This is a genomic window from Cryobacterium arcticum, assembly GCF_001679725.1.
GTDB lineage: Bacteria > Actinomycetota > Actinomycetes > Actinomycetales > Microbacteriaceae > Cryobacterium > Cryobacterium arcticum_A.
The window spans coordinates 109,525-131,516 of the sequence record NZ_CP016282.1; the positions used below are offsets into that span (position 1 = coordinate 109,525).

Below are 21,992 nucleotides of genomic sequence, written 5' to 3' on the forward strand. Positions count from 1 at the left end.
CTTAACCGGCGGCGCGGGTGCTCGCGCGCTCGCGGGCGGCCGGGGCGGCCAGTCCGGCCACCGCCATGAGCAGCACGATCACGTACAGGGCGTTCAGGATGCCCCACTGCTCGCCGATCAGGCCCAGCACGGGTGGGCCGACCAGGAAGGCGAAATACCCGATCATGGCGACGGCGCTCACCCGGGCGGCCGCGTTCGCGGTGTCGTCGGCCGCGGCCGACATGCCGACAGGGAACCCCAGCGACGCACCAAGCCCCCAGAGCACGGTGCCCACGATGAGCAGCGGCGTGGAGGGGGCGAGGATCACCAGCAGCAGCCCGGCGACACCCAGCGCCGAGCAGGCTCGTAGCACCGGCACCCGGCCCAGCCGGTCGAGCACCGGCCCGCCGGCCACCCGGCCCACGGTCATCGCCGTCACGAAGACGCCGAAGACCAGGGCCCCGGTCGCGTCACTCTGCCCGTGGCCGTCCACCACGGCCAGGGCCAGCCAGTCGCTGGCCGACCCCTCGGCGAAGGTCATGCCGAGCACGATCACCCCGATCAGCAGGATGCTCGAGTCGCGCCAGACGGCCAGGCTCGTGCGCATCCGCTCACGCCAGTTCGGCCGCACGACGGTGTGATCGTCGGTGGAGGCGGCGTCGCCGAGGGTGGGCCGGAGCGGCACGAACCGAACCGCGATCGCCGCCGTCGCCACCGCGAGCACGGCGATGAGGCCGAGATGGCCGGCCACGGCCACACCCGCGGCCGCGGCTCCCGCGCCGAGCAGCGCGCCGGCGACGGTGCCCAGGCTGAAGCAGGCGTGCAGCAGCGGCATCAGGGTGACGCCGAGCTCGCGTTCGACCGCGGCGCCTTCCACGTTCATCATCACGTCGAGTGACCCCAGGCCGAAGCCGACCAGGGCCAGGCCGGCGAAGGCGAGCGGCGCCGACCCCCAGAGGGTGGCGGCGGTGCCGACGACCACCAGACCGGTCGACGAGACGGCGACGCAGAGCACCATGGCCCGGCGGGCGCCCAGCGCCGCCAGCAGCCAGACCGCTGAAACCAGGCCGATGACCGAGCCGGCCGAGAGCCCGAAGATGAGCAGTCCCACCTGGTCGGTGCGGAGCGCCAGGTCGTCCCGCACGGTGGGGATGCGGGACACCCACGAGGCGAGGCCGAGCCCGCTCACGAAGAACAGAGCGAACACGCTGGTGCGCCACCGGGTGAGTTCGCGCCGCGCCAGTGTCTCCGTCATTCCCCCACGCTACAACGGGGCGTTACCGGGCGCCGAGGCGCACCCAGCGGGTGCCGCGGGCGCGCAGGGAGAGGGTCACCGCGCGGGCGCCCAGGAAACCGAAGACGAAGGCGGCCATCAGCCAGGCCAATCCGACCGCCCCGCTGGGCGCCCAGAGCAGCACGGCCCCCGCCAGCGGCAGGAAGGCGGCGAGATTGACCAGGCCGCTGAGGGCGAGATAGCGCGCGTCGCCCGCGCCGATCAACACACCGTCGAGCACGAAGACCAGGCCGCCAAGCGGCACCGACAGGCCCAGCACGATCAGGGTCGGCGGCAGCAGTTCGGTGACCTCGGTGGCACCGGTGAAGACGCCGCCGAGCACGCCGCTGACGGCGATCATGATGAGGCCGAGCAGCACGCCCCCGCCGATGCCCCACTCCAGGCACCGGCGCAGCACCCGGCGAACCTGTTCGGCATCCCCGGCGCCGAGGCCTCGGCCCACCAGCGCCTGGGCGGCGATGGCGAGGGCGTCGAGGGCGAACGCCAGCGTGGCGAAGAGGGTCATCGCGATCTGGAACGCCGCCAGCTCCGGCGAGCCCAGGCTGGTGGCCACGAACACGGCCAGCAGCATGGCCGCGCGCAGGCTCGCGGTGCGCAGGAACAGCCAGCCTCCGCTGGACGCCCCGCGGAGCAGACCCGCGCGGTGCGGCCGGAGCGGCGCGCGCTCCCGGCGGGCATGCCGCCCGACCACCACGAGGTAGACGGCCACCATGCCCCACTGGGCGATCACCGTGCCCAGCGCCGAGCCGACCAGGCCCAGGCCCAGCCCGTAGATGAACCAGAGGTTGAGCAGGATGTTGACCAGGAAGCCCAGGCCCGCGACCCAGAGCGGTGTGCGGGTGTCCTGCAGCCCGCGGAGCAGACCGGTGGCGGCGAAGACCAACAGCATGGCCGGCACCCCGAGCATCGACAGCCCCAGGTAGTCCGCGGCAGCTGCGGTGACCGCGGGTTCGGCGCCGAACAGGGCGACGAGTCCGGGGGCCGCGAACCAGCCTGCCGCGGCCAGCGCGAGCCCCAGGCCCAGCGCCAGCCAGAGCCCGTCGATGCCCACGGCCACCGCGCGGCGCCGGTCGCCCGCGCCCAGCCAGCGGGCCACGGCGGGCGTGGTGCTGTACGCGAGGAACACCATCAGCCCGATGATCGTCTGCAGCACCGCACTGGCCAGCCCGAGCCCGGCCAGGGGCACGGCTCCCAGGTGCCCGACCATGGCCGAGTCGGCCAGCAGGAACATCGGTTCGGCCACGAGGGCCCCGAGGGCAGGCACGGCCAGCCGGAGGATCTCCCGGTCGATGGGTTGAGGGCGTAGAAGTCTGATTCTTCGACTCTAGTTAGCCGCGCCGACGCGGGAGCACCCCCGCCCCCATTCGGGCGTATCCTCACGCGCATGGACCCTGTTGTTCAGACGCGTGATCTCACCAAACGGTTCGGCCGGGTGCCGGCCCTCGCCGGCCTCGACCTGTCGGTGGCCGAGGGCGAGGTGCACGGCTTCGTCGGCCCCAACGGCGCGGGCAAGTCCACCACGATCCGCATCCTGCTCGGCCTGATGCGCGGCGGCGGCGGTTCGGCTACGGTGTTCGGCCATGATCCCTGGGCGGATGCCGTGGCCCTGCACCGGCGGATCGCCTACGTTCCGGGCGACGTGAGCCTCTGGCCCAACCTCTCCGGCGGCGAGACCGTCGACCTGCTCGCCCGGCTGCGCGGCGCGCGAACCACCGACCCGGCCTTCCGGGCGCGCCGCAGCGAGCTCCTCGAGCGATTCCAGCTCGACCCCGGGCGGAAGGGCCGCACCTACTCGACAGGCAACCGGCAGAAGGTGGCGCTCGTCGCGGCTCTGGCGGTGCCTGCCGATCTGCTGATCCTCGACGAACCCACCTCGGGCCTCGACCCGCTGATGGACGCCGTCTTCCGGGCCGAGGTCGCCGCGGCGACGAATGCAGGCGCCACGGTCCTGCTCTCCAGTCACATCCTCAGCGAGGTCGAACGGCTCTGCGACAGGGTGAGCATCATCCGGGCCGGCCGCGTCATCGAGACCGGAACACTGGGGGAGCTTCGCCACCTCACCCGCACCGAGGTTGCCTTCGCCGCCGCGGGGGTGGCCCCCGCCGACCTGCCCTCCCTGGCCGCCCGGCTGCCGGGCGCACACGACCTCGCACTGACCGAGGGCCGGATCGGCTTCACCGTCGACGGCGGCACGCTCCCCGCACTCCTCCCGGTGCTGGCCGAACTGCGGGTGCAGGCGCTCACGGTTGCCGAGCCCACCCTGGAGAGCCTGTTCCTCCGCCACTACGGTGATGGGTCCGGCGCCGGCGCGGCCACGGACGGCCGGGCACCCGGCGCCGCGGCGGTTCCGGCCGGATCCGAGGCCGTTGCGCCGGCACACCACCGGCGCCGTCCATGACCACGCCATCCGTCGCCGGAGACGCCACGGAAGCCACCGGGGCCGTTTCCGCCACGTCGACGCTCTGGCCGATGCTGCAGCTGCGGCTGCGCCGCGACCGCGTGCAGGTGCCCCTCTGGGTCCTGGCCTTGGGCGCCTTCGCCCTGCTCAGCGCGATCGCGGTGCCGGCCAGCCTCGGCTCCCCGGCCCAGCGGGACGAGCTGGTGCGGGTGATCGTGGGCACCCCCACCATCCTGATGTTGCGCGGCGAGCCGCGCGGCACGAGCGATGGCGCTGTGGTCTTCTTCCAGGTCTTCGCGAACCTCGCCGTGGCGACGGCGCTCATGTCTACCTTCCTCGCGGTGCGGCACTCCCGGGCCGAGGAGGAGACCGGTCGGTCCGAGCTGATCGGAGCCACCCCGGCGAGCCGGCAGGTGCCCCTCGTGGCCACCGTGGTACACGGAGTCATCGTCGGCTGTCTGGTCGGTGTCGCGGTGGGAGTGGCGGTGGCTGCGGCCGGGCTTGACCCCGCCGGGTCGGCCATGATGGGAGCCGCGCTGACCGGGACCTCCATCGTCTTCCTCGGAGTGGGCCTGGTCTCGGCCCAGTTGATGCGCACCTCCCGCGGCGCCAACGGATTGGCCGCCGTCATCGTCGGGGTCGCATACGCGCTACGCGCCGTGGGAGACGCGGGTGGCACTCCGTCCGCGGACGGCCTCAGCCTGACCAGCGCCTGGCCGAGCTGGCTGTCGCCGATCGGCTGGGGCCAGCGCACCCGTGCGTTCACGGAGAATTCGCCGGCCCCGCTGCTGCTGCTTCTTGCCGCCGCCGCCGTATTCGTGAGCGTCGCCGTGCTGCTGCAGTCCACCCGCGATGCCGGGTCGAGTGTCATCGCCGAGCGGGCCGGCCGCGCCGGCGCACGCCCCTGGCTCAACGGCTCGCTGGGCCTGGCCTGGCGGCTGCAGTGGCCGGCAATACTCGGCTGGGTGATCACCGGGCTGGTATTCGGCTTGATCGCCGGCAGTCTGGGCGAGACCGTCGTCACCGTCATGGAGGACAACCCCGCCTTTCAGGGGGTGCTGGTGCGCCTGGCCGGTGGTCGCGGCGCCATCATCGACCTGTTCACGGCCACCCTGTTCAGCCTCATCGGGGTGCTCGCCGCGGCCTCCGGAATCCAGGCCATGCTCCGGATGCGCCAGGAGGAGGCCGCCGGCACGGCCGAGGTTCTGCTCGGCACGCGCCTGGGCCGCATCCGTTGGCTACTCGACCACCTGCTCATCGGCCTGGCCGCGATCCTGCTGGTGCTCGCGACAGCCGTGGCGGGCGCCGCGCTGGGCCTGACCCGTTCGGCGGATCCCGGCGACCGGATCGTGAGCGTGCTGCAGGCCGGCGCCGCCCAGTTGCCCGCCGCCGTGCTGCTTCTCACACTCACGGCCCTACTCATAGCGGTACTGCCTCGCCTGAGCATCGGGCTGAGCTGGGGCGTGCTGGTGGCCGCGGTGATGCTCGGCCAGTTCGGCGACCTTCTCAACCTGCCCCAGTGGCTGCAAGACCTGTCCCCGTTCAGCCACACCCCGGTTGTGGCGGACGCGGCGCCGGACTGGAGCGGTGCATGGTGGATGAGCGCGCTCGCCGTGCTGCTGGCCGGGTTGGCGGCCACCGGCATCCGGCGGCGCGACCTCGCCCCATGATTCGGTGTGGGACGTGCCGGGCCGCCGGATGCCGAGGGCGCCCTTCGGCCGACCCTGAGCCCGGCTACGGCAGGATGACGAGCTTGCCGCGGGCTCCGTCGCTGAAGGCCTCGAAGGCGTCGGCCACATCCGCCAGCGCGTAGCTGCCCTGCACGGTCACGGAAGTGCGGCCGGCGGCCAGGCTGTCGGCCAGGCGGCCGAGCACCGCGGGGGTGGGGTCGGCGTAGATCGGCACCACGACGGCGTCGACGACGCTCAGCTGCTCGGGCGAGGCGATCAGGGTGGAGACGAACCTGCCGCCGGAGCGGAGCGCCGGCAGCACGGTGGCCGCGTCGCCCGCGAAGTGCAGCACCACGTCCACGCCGTCGGCGTGCAGGGTGCGCACCGCCTGGGAGATGTTCTGGGTGTGGTCCACGATCTCGGTGGCGCCGAGCATGCGCACCTGGGCGATGCCCAGAGCGGTGCGGGCGGTGGCGATCACGGTGGCGCCGGCGGCGACGGCCAACTGCACGGCCTGGTTGCCCACGCCTCCGGTGGCGCCCACGATCAGCACGGTGCTTCCCTCGGTCAGCTCGGCGGCATCCACCGCGGCCTGGGCGGCGGTGCCGGCCAGGCCGAGCGCGGCGCCCCGGGCGAAGTCGACCTCGACCGGCAGCTTGGCCAGCCCGGTCGCGGTGGGCACGGTGACGAACTCGCCGAACGAGCCGTCGCCCACGTGTGCCTTGGTGACCACGCCGAAGACCCGGTCGCCCACCGCGTAGTCGGTGACGCCCTCGCCGAGCGCGTCCACGACGCCGGCGAAGTCCTTGCCGAGCACCACGGGGAAGCGGTGCTCGAGCACCCCGTCGAGAGAGCCGGCGGCCACGGCCAGGTCGAAACCGTTGACGGATGCGGCGTGCACACGCACGCGCACCTCCCCGTTCTGTGGCTGGGGGGTGTCAATCTCGATCAGTTCGAGAGCGGAGCCGAACTCGGGCAGTGTGATGACGCGCATGGGAATCTCCTGGGTCGGTTCGATGGCGGCCCGTCTGGAGCGCCGTCCTGGCTCATGCTCCCACGCCCGCCGCACCCGCCACCACGGCCGATGGTCCCACTCCGGGGGAAATACCCAGCACGAGGTTTAGGCTGGTGCGATGACTGATCAGGCGACTGCATCCGGAATCGACACCGACGAACTCGACCCGGGCGTGCGCCCGCAGGACGACCTCTTCCGCCACGTGAACGGCAAGTGGATCGCCCGCACCGAGATCCCCGAGGACAAGGCCCGCTGGGGCTCGTTCTACCTCCTGGCCGAAGAGGCGGAGAAGGCCGTGCAGGAGATCATCCTCGAGGCGCAGACCGCCGAGCCGGGAACAGAGGAGCGCAAGTTCGGCGACCTCTACGCCAGCTTCATGGACGAGGAACACATCGAGAAGCTCGGGGCGACGCCCCTCGCGGCCGACCTCGCCACCGTCGACGGCATCAGCAGCGTGCCGGTGTTCCTGGCCACCCTGGGCCGCCTTGAGCGCGTGGGCGTCGCCGGCACCTTCCAGCTCTACGTCGACAACGACCCGGGCAACCCCGAGCGCTACCTGGTCTTCGTCGAGCAGGCCGGCCTCGGCCTGCCCGACGAGTCCTACTACCGTGACGAGAAGTTCGCGAGCGTGCGCGAGGCCTACCTGGCCTTCGTCGAACGGATGCTCACCCTCGCCGGCGTCGACGACGCCCCGGCCCGCGCAGCGCGCATCTTCGCCCTGGAAACCGAGCTGGCCAGTCACCACTGGGACAACGTGCGCACCCGCGACAGCGAGAAGACCTACAACCTCAAGACCTGGGACCAGCTCTCCGCGCTCGCCGCGGGGGCCGATCTCGACCTCTGGCTCGAGGGCCTGGATGCACCGGCCGCGGCCTTCGCCGAGGTCGTCGTGCGCGAGCCCAGCTTCGTCGTGGGCCTGGCCGAGATGCTCACCGAGGACCGCCTGGACGCCTGGCGCGACTGGCTGCGCTGGCAGGTCATCCGCTCCAGCGCCTCCTACCTCTCGAGCGAGTTCGTCGAGGCCAACTTCGACTTCTACGGCCGCACCCTCACCGGCACGCCACAGATGCGGGCCCGCTGGAAGCGCGGCGTCTCCCTGGTGGAGGGCTCCCTCGGCGAGGCCGTGGGGCGCATCTACGTCGAACGGCACTTCTCGCCCGACGCCAAGACCAGCATGGATGTGCTGGTCGGCTACCTCGTCGAGGCCTACCGGGCCAGCATCACCGGCCTGGACTGGATGACCGCCCAGACCCGGGAGCGGGCACTTGAGAAGCTCGACAAGTTCACCCCCAAGATCGGCTACCCGGTCAAGTGGCGCGACTACTCCACCCTGGCGATCGACCCGGGCGACCTGATCAAGAACGTGCGCGCCGCGGGCGAGTTCGAGTTCCACCGCGAACTCGGCAAGATCGGCAACCCGCTCGACCGCGACGAGTGGTTCATGACCCCGCAGACCATCAACGCGTACTACAACCCGGGCTTCAACGAGATCGTCTTCCCCGCCGCGATCCTGCAGGTGCCGTTCTTCGACGTGAACCGGGATGCCGCCGCCAACTACGGCGCCATCGGCGCCGTGATCGGGCACGAGATCGGCCACGGCTTCGACGACCAGGGGTCCAAGTACGACGGCGACGGCCGTCTCACCGACTGGTGGACCGAGGCCGACCGCACCGCGTTCGAGCAGCGCACCGCCTCGCTCATCGAGCAGTACGACGCCCTCGCGCCCGCGCAGGTCCCCGAGCATCACGTGAACGGCGCCCTCACCATCGGCGAGAACATCGGCGACCTCGGCGGCCTCTCCATCGCCTGGAAGGCCTACCTGCTCTCCCTCGAGGGCGCCGAACCTCCCGTGATCGACGGCCTCACCGGCGCCCAGCGCTTCTTCCTCTCCTGGGCTCAGGCCTGGCAGATGAAGCTGCGCGACGAAGAAGCCATCCGCCTGCTCGCGATCGACCCGCACTCGCCCAACGAGTTCCGCTGCAACCAGATCGTGCGCAACATCGACGAGTACTACACGGCGTTCGGCGTGACCGAGACGGATGCCGCGTGGCTGGCCCCGGAGAAGCGCGTCACGATCTGGTAGCGCCAGGGACGTGCCGGCGGCCGGTGGACTAGTGTGTTCGCGGGGGCTCAACAGCACCGACAGGCGGAGGACATAGCAGCAGTGGTCGTGCCAGCACAGGAATCCGAACGCCGTTCGCGGCACGCTGTCGAACGCGTGGGCAGGCACCGGGAATCATCGGTACCGTCCAGTTTCGAGCGCGGCTTCCAGTCGCTCGGTGAGCTGGCGATGGGCGGCGCCCAGGTCTCGGCCCGGGCCACCGATCTGGCCACCGGCCGGGTGCTTTTCTCCGTCGACGATCACGTCGTCATGCCCACCGCCGGTGTCGGCACGGTGCTCCTGCTCATCGAGGTCGCCTCGCGCCTGCGCGACGCCGACTTCGGGGCATACACGATCCTCGACCGCACCGTCCGCGACTCGGTGGACGGCTCCGGGCTGTGGCAGCACCTGCAGGCCCCCTCGCTTCCGGTCGCCGACCTTGCCGCGCTCGTCGGCGCCACCAACGACAACCTGGCCACCAATGTGCTGTTGCGCGCCGTGGGCCTGGAGAGCGTGCGCCGCCGCACCGAGGAGCTCGGCCTGTCCGGCACCGGCCTGCTCGACCTGGTGCGGGACAGCCGCGGACCCGACGACGCCCCCAACCTCTCGGTCGGCAGCGCCCGCGAGCTCACCTGGCTGTTCACGGCTCTGGCCCGCGGCGAGATCCTCGACGAAGAAGGCAGCGAGAAGGTTCTCGGCTGGCTGTCGCTGAACTCCGACCTCTCCATGGTCGCCAGCGCCTTCGGCTTCTCGCCGCACGCGCACCGGGAACCCTCGCACGGCGTGCTGCTGGTGAACAAGACCGGCACCGACAACGGGGTGCGCAGTGAGGTGGGCGTGCTGCGCGGCCCCCGAGCCGGCGTGGCCTACGCCGTGTCGATCTTCTTCGACGACCACTCGCTCTCCTCGCGCCTCTCGGTGCTCGACGGCATGCGCTCGTTCGGCATCGACCTGCTCGAATACGTGCACTGACCCTCCCCACGCCGCCGACCATCGAGATCGAGGCCACCCCGCTCGTTGGTTGAGCTTGTGAAACCCGGTGAGCCGACCTGCTAAGCGCGGCAGAGGTGCGTAAGCACCTCGCGGGGGCCTCGACGAGCTCGGCCACCGAGAAGGGTCAGCGGGCGCGCTCGTTGCGCGCGGCCGCCTCGGCGACCGACCGGATGCGCGCGGCGCGGGTCTCCGCACGCTTGGCCAGCACGATCCACTCCAGCATCGCCCGGCGCGGGGAGCGCGGGAAGGCCTCCCAGTTCTCCCGCGCTCCGGCGTGGCCGGCCAGGGCCTCCGCCAGGTCGGCCGGCACGATGAGCTCCTCCACCTCGTCGAGTCGGCTCCAGGAGCCGTCCGCCTCGGCCGCGAGCACCGCCGCTTCGCCGGCCGGCCGCATCAGCCGCTCGGCGCGGAGCCGCTCGATGCGCTGCTTGTTCGGCCGGGACCAGGAGCTTCCGCGCCGCCGCGGGGCGAAGTAGAGCATGGTGCGCCGGTCATCGAGCCGGGCACCCTTGCTGTCCACCCAGCCCACGGCGAGGGCCTCCAGCACCGCGTCCTCGTACGAGAGCACGGGCATCCCCGAGCTCGGGCGCCAGGTGACCAGCCACACGCCGGCTGCCACAGCGTGGTTCCGCTCCAGCCAGGCTCGCCAGTCCGCACGGTCCATCGGATGCACCCGCGCGGCTTCCGCGCTCACGTCGCCCGCCCGTCCGGCTCACCAGCTGGCGCCGGGCTCATAGGTCCCGAAGCTCCATTCGTTTCCCTCCGGGTCCAGCACCCGCGCCCGCCGGGTGCCCCACTCGGTGTCCTCCGGTTCGATGACCGGAGTGCCCCCGGCCGCCCGTGCGCGGTGGAAGCTCGTATCCACGTCGTCGACCAGCAGGTACAGCCCACGTCCGGTGGAGCGGCCGAGCAGCGCGGGGGTCTCGTAGGCGGCATCCGCGGTGGAGATCATCAGCACCACCTCGCCCAGGCGCACCTCGGCGTGCACCACCTGGTCGACGTCGCCGTCCTGCCGCCGCACCAGGGCGAATCCCAGCCCGGCCAGCCAGGTCAGGGCCGCGGGGGCATCCCGGTAGCTGAGGTAGGCGAAGAGTTTCGGCTCCATGCAGGCACGATAGTCGCAATCCGCCGCGTGTCTATCGTGCGAGTAGTCTCGTCGCATGAGCGACCAGAGCACAGCGCTGAGTGTGGAGCAGAACGGCATCAATTCGATTGATCAGAGCGAGCACCGCGGCCGGCCCCGGGACCTGTTCTGGCCGTGGTTCGCGGCGAATGTGTCGGTCCTGGGCGTGAGCTACGGGTCCTTCCTGCTCGGGTTCGGCATCTCGTTCTGGCAGGCCACGATCGTGGGCCTGGTCGGCATCGTCGTCTCGTTCCTGTTCTGCGGGTTCATCGCCCTGGCGGGCAAGCGCGGGCATGCGCCCACCATGACCCTGACCAGGGCCGCGTTCGGTGTCACCGGAAGCCGGGTGCCCTCCGCGCTGTCCTGGTTGCTCACCGTGGGGTGGGAGACGGTCCTCGCGTCCCTGGCCGTGTTGGCCACCGCCACGGTCTTCCGCGAACTCGGCTGGCAGGGCGGGGATGCGACCAAGGTCGTGGCGCTGCTCGTGGTGGCGGCCCTCATCGTGACCGGCGGCATCATCGGCTTCGACTTCATCATGAAGCTGCAGATGTGGATCACCGTCGTCACCGGCGTGCTCACCGTGGTGTACATCGTGCTCACCGTCGGCCAGATCGACGGGGCCACCCTGGCGGCGATCCCGGCCGGATCCACGCCGCAGGTGATGGGGGCGCTGGTGTTCATGATGACCGGATTCGGGCTGGGCTGGGTCAACGCGGCCGCCGACTACTCCCGGTACCTGCCGCGTTCGGCGTCCAGCGCCGGCGTGGTCGGTTGGACCACCTTCGGCGCCTCGCTGGCCCCGGTCATCCTGCTGCTGTTCGGCCTCCTCCTGGCCGGGTCGTCGCCCGAGCTGAGCGCGGCCATCGCGCTCGACCCGATCGGCGCGCTCACCACGATCCTGCCGGTGTGGTTCCTGATCCCGTTCGCGCTCACCGCCGTGCTCGGCCTCGTCGGCGGTGCCGTGCTCGACATCTACTCCTCCGGCCTGGCGCTGCTCAGCGCCGGTGTGCGGGTGCCCCGCCCCGTGGCGGCCGGCATCGACGGGGTGCTCATGGTGCTCGGCTCGATCTACGTGGTCTTCTTCGCGGCCGACTTCCTTGGCCCGTTCCAGGGCTTCCTGATCACCCTGGGCGTGCCCGTCGCGGCCTGGTGCGGCATCTTCATGGCCGACGTGCTGATGCGCCGCACCGGTTACTCGGCCGCCGATCTCTTCGACCCCGCCGGTCGGTACGGGCGGGTGCGGGCGCTCGCGCTCGTGCTCATCGGCCTCGGCACGGTTGTCGGCTGGGGCCTGGTCACCAACGGGTTCGCCGGTTGGCTGGCCTGGCAGGGCTACCTCCTCGAGCCCCTCGGCCTCGGTGGCCGGGACGGCGACTGGGCCTTCGCCAACCTCGGCGTGCTCGCGGCCCTCGTGATCGGCTTCGGGGGCACGCTGCTGTTCGGGCGCGCGGCCGTGCGCCGGCAGGAAGCGGAGCCGCTGGCCGACGGCGACCACCTGACCGATGTTGCGCCGGCAGCTCCGGCGAGCCGCGGGTGACCGGGCGCGAGCACGGTATTCCGCGCCACTGAGCGCGCATTCGCCCCGGCAGGCGCTCCCCGGTCGGGGATCTGGGGGGCTCCGGCGTTCGCCGCGCCCCGCGGGCACGCCCGGGCATCGAATCCATGACGTTTCCCGGTGTTTTTCCGTCTTAGTCGTAGTGAACCCTGCCCGACGCATCCGAGGGACACCCCGATGTCATTCAAGGAGCCCCACATGACTCACAGCGAAGACCCCACCACCAAGTACTTCTCCGACGGCTTCCCCAAGCAGGAGCAGGAGCAGCCCGGCCTCACCGCGGCGACCGATCCGCGACCCGATCACGGCGAAGAGACCTACCGGGGCAGCGGCAAGCTCACCGGCAAGCGCGCGCTGATCACCGGCGGCGACTCCGGCATCGGCCGGGCCGTGGCCATCGCGTACGCCAGGGAGGGCGCCGACGTCGCCCTCTCCTACCTGCCCGAAGAGCAGGCGGATGCCGAGGAGACCGCCGCCGTGATCCGCGACGCCGGCCGCACAGCACTCCTGCTGCCCGGCGACATCCGCGAGGAGGGGCACTGCATCTCGATCGTCAATCAGACCGTGACCGAACTCGGCGGCCTCGACATCCTCGTGCTGAACGCCGCCTACCAGGAGAACCGCGACGGTCTGGAGAACCTCTCGACCAAGGAGTTCGACAGGGTGTTCAAGACCAATCTCTACGCCACCCTGTGGATCGCGCGTACGGCCATCCCGCACCTGGCGCCGGGCTCGTCGATCATCTCGACGTCGTCCATCCAGGCGTCCAGCCCGTCGCCCGAACTCATCGACTACGCGATGACCAAGGCCGCCCTGGTGGCCTTCACCCAGGCGCTCGCCCAGCAGCTGGGCTCCACGGGTGTGCGGGTGAACGCCGTGGCGCCCGGCCCGATCTGGACGCCGCTGATCCCGGCGACGTCCTGGCCCGACAAACTGCCCACCTTCGGCCAGGAGACCCCGCTGGGCCGCGCCGGCCAGCCGGCCGAGCTGGCTTCCGCATACGTGTTCCTGGCCTCGCCGGAGGCCTCCTACATCTCGGGAGCCGTCGTGCCCGTGACGGGCGGCCGCGGCTTCTAAACCGGCAGAAGGGAGACCCGGGAAGGAACAGCACCATCGGAAAGCTCATCTATGACGGCCGTGAGGTCGAATTCGACGATCGCGCGCTCGTGCACCTTCAGGTCGTCATCGGTTCCAAGCTCCGCCGGGGCGAGAGCTTCTTCCTGTCCTGGAATGACTCTCCGACCGCCGGCGCCGGGCGGTCCAGTGTTTGGTTGCATCCGTCCATCCCGCTGTATTTCAGGTACTTCGGGGGCAAGACCCCTCGGATCAACCGCAGCTGGATCGAGCAGCTCACCACCTCGGCCAATAGCGGCCACGGCCTGCTCCTCAGCGCCGAACCGCCGGAGGGATGAGCCCACTGCCTCACCACATCGGCTGGGCGCCGACCCGTTCAGCCGGCGGTGTCGTAGGCGAACTTGAGCCAGGCGGCCACCTCTGAATCGACCTGGCCGGCCGAGGTGAGCGGGATGCTGGCCGGGAAGTCGGCCCCGAGGTGTGCGGCCGGCTGCAGCCGGGTATCCGGCGCGTCGGCGGGTACCTCGATGCGCAAGCCCAGGTCCACTCGCTCCTGGGTGGTCGGCTGCACCACGGCGAAGGTGCGGTTGGGACCGGTCAGGGCCACGTGGGTGCTGCGGGTGAGGATGCTCACATCGTCGAGGTCGCCCGCGTAGAGCAGCACGGCGTCCAGGATCGGCCGGAGCGTCGGCCGGTCGGCATACTGGGCGTCGAGCAGTTCGTCGGCGGCCCGCACGGTGGAGTTCGGGTAGCCGAACGTCTCGTGCACCAGGAGCGCACGCGAGTAGCCGCTCACCCCTTCCTGGGTGAGCCACTCGCGCAGGTCCGCTTCGGTCGCCGGCGCGGCATCCTGGATGCGCGCGAGCCAGTGCTCGAGGCCCATCCCGGTGTCGGTCTGCAACTGCCCGATCTCCCAGAGCCGGATATGGTCCCAGGGCATCGGCACGTGGTCGGTCATGCAGGCAGGGTACGCCCGCCCGTCCCGACCCGCGTCCCCTCCCGCGAACTGTGAGTTGAGCCCAAAAGACCCCAGATTCTGGGGCTGAACTCACTGTTCGCGAGGCGGGCGGGTCAGTCGATGAGGTCGGCGGCGTGCAGGCGGCGCAGCACCTCGACGCCGGCGGGCGGGCAGCGGTCCTCGTCGGCGCTGGAGGCCCAGTGCACGGCGCTCACCTCGGCGCTCGCCGCGGGGTCGTCGGCGGTCTCGGCGCCGAACACGGCCATCCGCACGAGCCGTCCGTCCGGTTCGCCGTGCGCCTGGATCAGCACCGTGAACAGCGGCACGAGGGCGGCCGGGTCCAGACGCACGGCAACCTCTTCCCACGCCTCGCGGGCCGCGGCATCCGCCTCGGACTCACCGGGGTCGATCTTGCCGCCGGGCATGAACCACACATCACGGCCGCGGGCGGTGACCATGAGCACCCGGCGGTCGCGGATGAGCGCGATCGCGGCCACGAGAATGTCCGGATGCGCCGGGCCGTCGTTCACCGCGCCGCCGTGCGGCGTGCGGGCCGCGGCGTCGCTCATGCGCGGGCGAAGACCGAGGCCGCGTGCACCTGCTCGGGCGTGGGCCGCACGCCGGTGTAGCGCTCGAACTGCTCGGCGGCCTGCAGGGCGATCACCTCGGCGCCCGTGATGACGGTCTTGCCCTGCGCGCGGGCGGCCAGGATCAGCGGGGTCTCGGCGGGCAGTGCCACGACGTCGAAGACGGTGTCGGCGGCCGCGATGGCCGCGTCGGTGAACGCCGACTCGGCCGCCTGGGCGCCGCCGGCCATGCCGATCGGGGTGACGTTCACGAGCAGCGACGCCGTGCTGTCGCCGGGCTCGGCCTGCCAGCCGTAGCCGAGCTCATCGGCCAGGGCCCGGCCGCGGGTCTCGTTGCGGGCCACGATGGTGCCGTGGGCGAAGCCGGTGTCGCGCAGCGCCGCCCCGACGGCCTTGGCCATGCCGCCCGAGCCACGCAGCAGGAACGGGGTGGCCGGGTCGAGAGCGTTGCTTCGCAGCAGGTCGGCCGCGGCGATGTAGTCGGTGTTGTAGGCGCGCAGGTAGCCGTCGTCGTTGACGATGGTGTTCACCGACTGGATGGCCGTGGCCGAGGCGTCGAGTTCGTCGACGAGGGCGATCACGTCCTCCTTGAACGGCATCGACACCGAGCAACCGCGGATGCCCAACGCCCGCACCCCGGCGATGGCGCCAGCCAGGTCGGTGGTGGTGAAGGCCTTGTAGACGAAGTCCAGCCCGAACTGCTCGTAAAGGTAGTTGTGGAACCGGGTGCCGAAGTTGCTCGGCCGCGCGGCCAGCGAGATGCAGAGCCGGGTGTCCTTGTTCAGGGCGGGCTTGGTCACGGGGTGCGTTGAATCAGTCATCGCCTCAATGCTACGGCCCGCCCGGATCTCCACCCGGGCGGGCCGTGGGTTTCAGAACGGGCAGCCGGTCAGCAGCAGCGGCCCTGCGGGTTGGTGTCCTGCCGGTCGGTGCGGTCGCGCCAGAACTCCCGCTCGGTGAGCATCGGTGCCGCGTCGCCGGGGCCGTGCACCGACTCGTGGTGCGCCCGGTACTTGTCGTAGGCATCCTCACCCGACACTGCCCTGATGTACCAGGCGAGCCGGGCCAGAACGGTGCGAACCGTTCCGGCCAGCCCAGGCGCCGTGGCGCCCTGCGTGCCGGACATCAGTGCTCGCGTGCCTTGCGCTTGGTGCTGGGGAGGGCATCCCACAGCGCCTGGGTGGCCTTCTCGGCCGGTGTGGCCATGATGCCGGACGGCGCGAAGATGCGGGACGGCACGGCGAGGTCTTCGTTCGTCGCGTTCGAGTGCGTCTTCCATGCGTTCCAGGTGGCCTGCAGCGCCGTGAAGATCACGATCACGGCCAGCGTCACGAACACGATCGACAGGATGCCCTGCACCATCGTGTTCCGCACCACGGCCTCCATCGCCTCGACCGAGGTGGCCGTGCCGAAGCTGGTCTCCCCGTCGGCCAGCGCCTTGCTGAACGCGGCGTTCTGGGCGAAGTAGCCCACCGACGGCACGCTCGAGAAGATCTTCAGGATCGAGGCCGTGATGGTGACGATGGCCGCGAAGGCCAGCGGCACCGCGACGATCCAGAGGTAGCGGAACAGGCCGCGCTTGGCGACGATGGCCAGGCACACGGCCAGCGCGATCGCGGCGAGCAGCTGGTTGGCGATGCCGAAGAGCGGGAACAGCGTGTTGATGCCGCCGAGCGGGTCGGTGACGCCCATCACGAGCACCGCGCCCCAGGCCGCCACCATGATGCCGGTGGTGAGCCAGGCGCCCGTGCGCCAGGAGGTGTCCTTGAACTTCGGGAAGAAGTTGCCCAGGCTGTCCTGCAGCATGAACCGCGCGACGCGGGTGCCGGCATCCACCGCGGTGAGAATGAACAGCGCCTCGAACATGATCGCGAAGTGGTACCAGAACGCCATCATGCCGGTGCCGCCGGCCACCTGCTGCATGATGTGCGCCAGGCCCACCGACAGGGTCGGGGCGCCGCCGGTACGCGACACGATGGATGCTTCGCCGACGTCCTTCGCCGTCTGCGTGAGCATGTCGGGGGTGAGGTTCACGCCCGTCAGGCCGAGGCTGTTGACGAAGGTGACCGCGCCTTCCACCGTGCCGCCAGTGAGGGCCGGCGAGGCGTTCATGGCGAAGTAGATGCCACGGTCGATCGACAGTGCGGCCACGAGGGCCATGATCGCCACGAACGATTCCATCAGCATGCCGCCGTAGCCGATGAACCGGGTCTGGCGTTCCTTCTCGATGAGCTTGGGTGTGGTGCCCGAGGCGATCAACGCATGGAAGCCGGAGAGGGCACCGCAGGCGATGGTGACGAAGAGGAACGGGAAGAGCTGGCCGCTGACCACGGGGCCGGTGCCGCTGGTGGCGAACTCGCTCACCGCGGGCACCGTGATCTCGGGCCGCACGATGACGATCGCCAGGGCGAGCATGCCGATCGTGCCGATCTTCATGAAGGTGGAGAGGTAGTCGCGCGGTGCCAGCAGCAGCCAGACCGGCAGGATCGCCGCGACGAAACCGTAGACGATGATGCCGATGGCCAGCGGCACCTTCTCCACGTGGAACATGGCCGCGCCCCACTCGGTGCCGGCGATCGCACCGCCGCCGACGATGGCGGCGATGAGCAGCACGAAGCCGATGATCGAGATCTCGGTGACCTTGCCCGGGCGGAAGAACCGCAGGTAGCAGCCCATGAACAGGGCGATCGGGATGGTCATGCCGACCGAGAAGACGCCCCAGGCGCTCTCGGCGAGGGCGTTGACCACGACGAGGGCGAGGATGGCGACGATGATGACCATGATCGTGAGGGTGGCGATGAGGGCGGCCGTGCCGCCGACCCGGCCGAGCTCGTCGCGGGCCATCTGGCCCAGCGACCGGCCGCCGCGGCGCATCGAGAAGAACAGCACCAGGTAGTCCTGCACGGCGCCGGCGAACACGACGCCCACGATGATCCAGATCGTGCCGGGCAGGTAACCCATCTGCGCGGCGAGTACCGGGCCCACCAGGGGGCCGGCGCCGGCGATGGCGGCGAAGTGGTGGCCGAAGAGCACCCGGCGGTCGGTGGCGGCGTAGTCCTTGCCGTCGGCCTTGTACTCCGCGGGTGTGGCCCGGCGGTCATCCGGCCGGAGCAGGTGTTTCTGGATGTAGTTGGAGTAGAACCGGTAGCCGATCAGGTACGTGCAGAGCGCGGCGAAGACGAACCAGATGGCGTTCACGGTCTCGCCGCGCACCACGGCCAGCATCACCCAACTCAGCCCGCCGAGCAGGGCGATAGCCACCCAGATACCGATCTTCAGCGGGGTCCAGTGGGCCTCCTCGGCCTCGTGGATGGTCGGATCCAGGGCTACCGGCGGCAGCGCCGGGTCCTGGGTGAGGTCTGGCCCGTCGGTTGCGCCTTGCGGAATGCTGGACGTCGCGCCCATTGGTACTCCCCTTTGAGATACGTGCTGAAACTCACAGCAAATTGCCGGGTTACCCGGTAACCGTAACAGCCGGCTGCCACCCTGATGGGGGCTTTGGTCCTGCGCGTGTCGCCGGAGCGGCCCGTCGACCGCGCCTTTCAGGGATGCGCCGCGCTGGTGAACACGTCGTTGAGGGTGACCGTGGTGAGCCCGCGATCGTGCACGAGGGCCTGCAGTTGCGGGAAGACGTTGGTGACCGGTTCGAAGTTGAGGTGGCCGATCACGATGTGTTCCGGCAGGAACCAGGTGGTCGCGAAGTCGACCACCTGCTGTTCGGATTCCAGCCCGGAATCCGACAGTGAGCCGTACCAGGTGGTCGGCACCGAGTAGCCCAGGTCGGCGGCCAGCGCATCCACCCTGTCGTCGTGCGCGCCGTAGGGCGGGCGGAAATAGGGCCGGGCATCCGTGCCGAAGGTGTCGGTGATGAAGTCGTGGTTGCGTCCGAGCTCGAGGCTGACGTCGGCATCCGACAGCGTGGTGAGGTCGGGGTGCGACCAGGTGTGGTTGCCCAGCTGGATCTGCCCGGTCGCCACCAGGGGCCGCAGCAGCGCCGCGTTGTCGGTCCAAGCGTCGTAGCAGCCGGTGACGAAGAAGGTGAGGCGGGTACCCGTGTCGGCGGCGAATCGCACGTACCGGGCGACCACCTCGCTGCTCGAGCCGTCGTCCACGGTCCAGGCCAGCAGGCCGGCGTCGCCGGGCAGGTCGGACAGGGTGCCAGGCGGCACGGGAACGCGGGCCAGGTTCGGGGCCGGCAGCAGAGCCGGCACGGGCCCGGGTGCCACGGCGGGCACCGGCCGGGGGAGCGGGCTCGGCGGCGTGACGACGGCGGCCCGGGTGGCCACGGGAGGGGTTTCGGGGGCCAGGGCGGCGCATCCGGCCAGGGCCAGCGACAGGCCAAGGGAGGCCAGCACGGTACGGCGGCTCACGGCGAGGTCGGGGAGGCCTTGACCTGGCGCGCCTCGCTCAGCATCCTGCGGCACGCGGTCCTCCCCCCGGAGCCGGTCGATGGCGACGACGGAAGAGCGGGAAATGCGCTGCGTCGGGCGAACGTTTCCGAATGTACGGGCGCGGCGTGCTGCTGGCAATGCCCGTGATCGGGGGTGGTGCCCGCCTCGCTAAAATGAATCCATCCGCATTCCGGGCCCTCGCCCGCATTTTGACCATCCTTTTGGACCATTGGAGCCACCGTGGCCGCACTTTCCCGTCTTGATTCCGTCATCGCCCTCGCCCGCCACCGCGGGTTCGTCTTCCAGGCCGGTGAGATCTACGGCGGTAGCCGGTCGGCCTGGGACTACGGGCCCCTCGGTGTGGAGCTCAAGGAGAACATCAAGAAGCAGTGGTGGCGCTTCATGGTCACGAGCCGCGACGACGTCGTGGGCCTGGACTCCTCCGTCATCCTGCCGCGCAAGGTCTGGGAGGCCTCCGGCCACGTCGAGGTCTTCTCCGACCCTCTGGTGGAGTGCACCAGCTGTCACAAGCGCTTCCGCGAGGACCACCTCGTCGAGGAGTTCGAGGAGAAGAAGGGCCGCGCCCCCGAGGGCGGCATCGACGGCATCGCCTGCCCCAACTGCGGCAACCGGCACACCTGGACCGAGCCGCGCGCGTTCTCCGGTCTGCTCAAGACCTTCCTCGGCCCGGTCGACGAAGAGGCCGGCATGGTGTACCTCCGCCCCGAGACCGCGCAGGGCATCTTCGTGAACTTCGCGAACGTGCTGCAGGCTGCCCGGATGAAGCCCCCGTTCGGCATCGGCCAGATCGGCAAGAGCTTCCGCAACGAGATCACCCCCGGAAACTTCATCTTCCGCACCCGTGAGTTCGAGCAGATGGAGATGGAATTCTTCGTCGAGCCCGGCACTGACGAGGAATGGCACCAGTACTGGATCGACCAGCGGATGGGGTGGTACACGGGCCTGGGCATCGACCCGGAGAACCTGCGCCTCTACGAACACGCCCAGGAGAAGCTCTCGCACTACTCCAAGCGCACCGTCGACATCGAGTACCGCTTCGGTTTCTCCGGCAGCGAGTTCGGCGAGCTCGAGGGCGTGGCCAACCGCACCGACTTCGACCTCAAGACGCACTCCGAGGCCAGCGGCAAGGACCTCTCCTACTTCGACCAGACCAAGAACGAGCGCTGGATCCCCTACGTGATCGAGCCCGCGGCCGGCCTCACCCGCTCGCTGATGGCGTTCCTGGTGGATGCCTACCACGAGGAAGAAGTGCCCAACGCGAAGGGCGGCGTCGACAAGCGCACCGTGCTCAAGCTCGACCCGCGCCTGGCCCCGATCAAGGCCGCCGTGCTGCCGCTCTCGCGCAACGAGGCCCTCTCGCCGATGGCCCGCTCGTTGGCCGCACGCCTGCGTGAATCGTGGAACGTGGACTTCGACGACGCCGGCGCCATCGGCCGCCGGTACCGCCGCCAGGACGAGATCGGAACCCCGTACTGCATCACGGTGGACTTCGACTCGCTCGAGGACCAGGCCGTGACCGTGCGCGACCGCGACACCATGGCGCAGGAGCGCGTGCCCCTGGCCGAGCTCGACGCCTACCTGGCCCTGCGCCTGCGCGGAGCGTAACAGCCCCGCTGCATCCGCCTGCCGGACGCCCGCGCAACGGCGCCTGACCCGCACTTCGAGTGACGCGGGTCAGGCGCCGTTTCGCGTGTGGCGTGCCAGCAGCGCAGCGGCGTGGCGCCCGCGCACCTCGTGGCCGAGCACGCGGGCGAACGCAGGGCGAGCACCCGGGTGGGGCGGATGGCTAGGGCAGGGTGAGGTCGATCAGGGTGACGCCGGCCGCGGGCTCGGGCGCCGACATTGCGGCGAGAGCCGCCGGAGCGTCGGCCAACGGGATGCGATGGCTGATCAGGTCCTGCGGGCGCAGCCGGCCGCTGGTCACCAGCGCCATCAGCTCGGGGTAGTCGCCGGCCGCCATGCCATGGCTGCCGAGCACCGCGAGCTCCCGGCCGATCACCAGACCCAGCGGCACGCGCGGGTCTTCGGCGAGCAGGCCGATCTGCACGTGGCGGCCACGGGTGGCCAGTGACCGGATGGCAATGCCCACCGTGCTCTCCCGGCCGAGCGCCTCCACCGACACGTGGGCGCCTCCGTCGGAGAGCAGGCGCACCCGGTCCACCACCGCGGCGTCGGGCATCCCGCTGGAGTTGACCGTGTAGGTGGCACCGGCGCGGGCCGCGGCGGCCAGGGCGTCCACGCTGATGTCCACCGCGATCACCCGGGCCCCGAGGGCTGCGCCGATCATAACCGCGGACAGGCCCACGCCGCCGCAACCGATCACCACGAGGGTCTCGCCGGCGAGCAGCTTCGCCTGGTGCACGAGCCCGCGATAGGAGGTGGCGAACCGGCAGCCGAGCAGCGCCGCGGCGCCGGAGTCGAGGTCGTCGGGCACCGCGATGAGGTTGACGTCGGCGTTGTGCAGCGCCACCTTCTCGGCGTAGGAACCCCAGTGGGTGAAACCGGGCTGGGTCTGGTTGCGGCAGACCTGCGCGTTGCCGGTGGCGCACTCCGGGCAGTCGCCGCAGGCGCAGACGAACGGCACGGTGACCCGCTGCCCCACGGCGAAGCGGGTGACGAGAGGCCCGGCGGCCTCGATCACGCCGACGAGCTCGTGCCCGGGGACGTGCGGCAGGGCGATGCCGTCGTCGTGGCCCAGCCAGCCGTGCCAGTCGCTGCGGCAGAGCCCGGTGGCCTCCACCCGCACCACGACGCCGGCGGCGCTAGGGTCCGGGTCGGGCACCTCGCGCAGCTCGGGCAGAGCACCGAACCGGTCGAACCAGACCGCGCGCAC

20 protein-coding genes are annotated in these 21,992 nt (G+C 70.8%); 8 read left to right on the forward strand and 12 right to left on the reverse strand.

Features of this window, described 5'->3' with window-relative positions; all coding sequences use genetic code 11:
- Position 1: 1 nt before the first annotated feature.
- Both PA27867_RS00490 and PA27867_RS00495 read right to left on the reverse strand, forming a co-directional pair.
- On the reverse strand, positions 2 to 1,234 hold the full coding sequence (locus PA27867_RS00490; protein ID WP_066591696.1) for an MFS transporter: 1,233 nt from the start codon (positions 1,232 to 1,234) through the stop codon (positions 2 to 4).
- Between the two features lie 22 nt (positions 1,235 to 1,256).
- Positions 1,257 to 2,537 (reverse strand): MATE family efflux transporter, encoded by a 1,281-nt coding sequence (locus tag PA27867_RS00495; protein WP_257784137.1) that lies wholly within the window; start codon positions 2,535 to 2,537, stop codon positions 1,257 to 1,259.
- Between the two features lie 120 nt (positions 2,538 to 2,657).
- Between PA27867_RS00495 and PA27867_RS00500 the strand changes: the two genes are divergently transcribed.
- Entirely contained in the window at positions 2,658 to 3,671 is a 1,014-nt protein-coding gene (locus PA27867_RS00500) for an ABC transporter ATP-binding protein (protein WP_084020505.1), read from the forward strand.
- The gene (locus PA27867_RS00505) at positions 3,668 to 5,341 is read left to right on the forward strand and encodes an ABC transporter permease (protein WP_066591701.1); all 1,674 of its coding nucleotides are present in this window, start codon (positions 3,668 to 3,670) and stop codon (positions 5,339 to 5,341) included. The genes PA27867_RS00500 and PA27867_RS00505 overlap by 4 nt, the downstream gene beginning before the upstream one ends.
- Before the next feature lie 64 nt (positions 5,342 to 5,405).
- On the opposite strand, the gene PA27867_RS00510 is transcribed toward PA27867_RS00505, so the two are convergent.
- A complete protein-coding gene (locus PA27867_RS00510; RefSeq protein WP_066591704.1) occupies positions 5,406 to 6,335 on the reverse strand; it encodes an NADP-dependent oxidoreductase in 930 nt (309 codons plus the stop codon).
- 139 nt (positions 6,336 to 6,474) lie between these two features.
- Here PA27867_RS00510 and PA27867_RS00515 point away from each other — a divergent pair, with 139 nt between their 5' ends.
- Positions 6,475 to 8,439 carry a M13 family metallopeptidase gene (locus PA27867_RS00515; protein WP_066591714.1) on the forward strand — a complete coding sequence of 655 codons (1,965 nt, stop codon included), beginning with the start codon at positions 6,475 to 6,477 and terminating at the stop codon, positions 8,437 to 8,439.
- Positions 8,440 to 8,526: 87 nt separating this feature from the next.
- Positions 8,527 to 9,429, forward strand: a complete 903-nt coding sequence (locus tag PA27867_RS00520; protein ID WP_236900777.1) for a serine hydrolase — start codon at positions 8,527 to 8,529, stop codon at positions 9,427 to 9,429.
- Positions 9,430 to 9,574: 145 nt separating this feature from the next.
- Here the strand turns inward: PA27867_RS00520 and PA27867_RS00525 are convergent, their stop codons facing one another.
- Together PA27867_RS00525 and PA27867_RS00530 are read right to left on the reverse strand one after the other, a co-directional pair.
- On the reverse strand, positions 9,575 to 10,144 hold the full coding sequence (locus PA27867_RS00525; RefSeq protein WP_236900778.1) for a YdeI/OmpD-associated family protein: 570 nt from the start codon (positions 10,142 to 10,144) through the stop codon (positions 9,575 to 9,577).
- A gap of 18 nt (positions 10,145 to 10,162) precedes the next feature.
- A complete protein-coding gene (locus tag PA27867_RS00530; RefSeq protein WP_066591721.1) occupies positions 10,163 to 10,555 on the reverse strand; it encodes a VOC family protein in 393 nt (130 codons plus the stop codon).
- A gap of 55 nt (positions 10,556 to 10,610) precedes the next feature.
- On the opposite strand from PA27867_RS00530, the gene PA27867_RS00535 reads away from it, so the two are divergent.
- The 3 genes from PA27867_RS00535 to PA27867_RS00545 all read left to right on the forward strand — a co-directional run bounded on the left by PA27867_RS00535 (position 10,611) and on the right by PA27867_RS00545 (position 13,540).
- Positions 10,611 to 12,110, forward strand: a complete 1,500-nt coding sequence (locus tag PA27867_RS00535; protein ID WP_084020506.1) for a purine-cytosine permease family protein — start codon at positions 10,611 to 10,613, stop codon at positions 12,108 to 12,110.
- 216 nt (positions 12,111 to 12,326) lie between these two features.
- Positions 12,327 to 13,205, forward strand: a complete 879-nt coding sequence (locus tag PA27867_RS00540; protein ID WP_084020507.1) for an SDR family oxidoreductase — start codon at positions 12,327 to 12,329, stop codon at positions 13,203 to 13,205.
- Between the two features lie 89 nt (positions 13,206 to 13,294).
- Complete coding sequence (locus PA27867_RS00545; protein ID WP_335582775.1) at positions 13,295 to 13,540, forward strand: ATP-dependent DNA ligase; 246 nt, start codon at positions 13,295 to 13,297, stop codon at positions 13,538 to 13,540.
- A gap of 38 nt (positions 13,541 to 13,578) precedes the next feature.
- Here PA27867_RS00545 and PA27867_RS00550 read toward each other — a convergent pair whose 3' ends face one another.
- The 6 genes from PA27867_RS00550 to PA27867_RS00575 form a co-directional block, all read right to left on the reverse strand.
- Complete coding sequence (locus tag PA27867_RS00550) at positions 13,579 to 14,160, reverse strand: hypothetical protein (protein ID WP_066591726.1); 582 nt, start codon at positions 14,158 to 14,160, stop codon at positions 13,579 to 13,581.
- 113 nt (positions 14,161 to 14,273) lie between these two features.
- A complete protein-coding gene (locus PA27867_RS00555; protein WP_084020508.1) occupies positions 14,274 to 14,729 on the reverse strand; it encodes an NUDIX hydrolase in 456 nt (151 codons plus the stop codon).
- A complete protein-coding gene (locus PA27867_RS00560) occupies positions 14,726 to 15,568 on the reverse strand; it encodes a shikimate 5-dehydrogenase (RefSeq protein ID WP_066591728.1) in 843 nt (280 codons plus the stop codon). The genes PA27867_RS00555 and PA27867_RS00560 overlap by 4 nt, the downstream gene beginning before the upstream one ends.
- Positions 15,569 to 15,636: 68 nt before the next feature.
- On the reverse strand, positions 15,637 to 15,873 hold the full coding sequence (locus PA27867_RS00565) for a YbdD/YjiX family protein (protein ID WP_084020509.1): 237 nt from the start codon (positions 15,871 to 15,873) through the stop codon (positions 15,637 to 15,639).
- Positions 15,873 to 18,152: a carbon starvation CstA family protein gene (locus PA27867_RS00570; RefSeq protein WP_066591731.1), complete on the reverse strand. Its 2,280-nt coding sequence runs from the start codon at positions 18,150 to 18,152 to the stop codon at positions 15,873 to 15,875. The genes PA27867_RS00565 and PA27867_RS00570 overlap by 1 nt, the downstream gene beginning before the upstream one ends.
- Before the next feature lie 137 nt (positions 18,153 to 18,289).
- Positions 18,290 to 19,117 carry a polysaccharide deacetylase family protein gene (locus PA27867_RS00575; RefSeq protein ID WP_066591734.1) on the reverse strand — a complete coding sequence of 276 codons (828 nt, stop codon included), beginning with the start codon at positions 19,115 to 19,117 and terminating at the stop codon, positions 18,290 to 18,292.
- 261 nt (positions 19,118 to 19,378) lie between these two features.
- Here PA27867_RS00575 and PA27867_RS00580 point away from each other — a divergent pair, with 261 nt between their 5' ends.
- Positions 19,379 to 20,764, forward strand: a complete 1,386-nt coding sequence (locus tag PA27867_RS00580) for a glycine--tRNA ligase (RefSeq protein WP_066591739.1) — start codon at positions 19,379 to 19,381, stop codon at positions 20,762 to 20,764.
- A 181-nt stretch (positions 20,765 to 20,945) separates the two neighbouring features.
- Here the strand turns inward: PA27867_RS00580 and PA27867_RS00585 are convergent, their stop codons facing one another.
- Positions 20,946 to 21,992 (reverse strand): alcohol dehydrogenase catalytic domain-containing protein, encoded by a 1,047-nt coding sequence (locus PA27867_RS00585; protein WP_066591741.1) that lies wholly within the window; start codon positions 21,990 to 21,992, stop codon positions 20,946 to 20,948.